Raw genomic sequence first — 434 nt, 5'->3', positions numbered from 1 at the left:
TGGAGCAGACCATGACTGCGGAAAATCACAGCCCTCCGGCGAGGAGCCTTCGGAGAACGCAATGCACCAACCTCTGGGTGGTGTATAATTGCGCCCTTAGTAAACTAAGGGGGTTCCGGCATCTCCCGTTCCAGCAGTTTTTTCAATAGTTCCTGCGTGTCCTGTCTGTGAAAAATGAGTTTCAACAACAGCATGACATCATCATCTGTCAGGCGTTCCGGCTCTTGCAGAAAACTTTCCAGCATACCGCCACGGGTACAGAGCCGGTGCGTCCGTTCCTTTCGGGTAAGCTGTTTCAACTGGTGCTGCAATGCCTTTTCATCATTGATGGCTTTCCGCAGTTTCTTTTCGCTTTTTTCCAACTCCCGATTGAGTTTTTCCAGCTTTGAGGTATCAGGCAAGGGCAGCGTCCTCCTTTCCCGGTATCAGCACAT

General features: G+C 50.9%; 1 protein-coding gene. It reads right to left on the bottom strand.

Annotated features, from left to right (window positions below; translation table 11 throughout):
* Positions 1 to 104 precede the first annotated feature (104 nt).
* A complete protein-coding gene (locus tag DWX32_RS19075; RefSeq protein WP_005927679.1) occupies positions 105 to 401 on the bottom strand; it encodes a DUF3847 domain-containing protein in 297 nt (98 codons plus the stop codon).
* Positions 402 to 434: the final 33 nt, after the last annotated feature.

This window comes from Blautia sp. AF19-13LB (assembly GCF_003479105.1).
In the GTDB taxonomy this organism is placed as follows: domain Bacteria; phylum Bacillota; class Clostridia; order Lachnospirales; family Lachnospiraceae; genus Fusicatenibacter; species Fusicatenibacter saccharivorans.
Note: the sequence above shows the minus strand (reverse complement) of the source record. Positions and strands in the feature narration are given on the sequence as shown.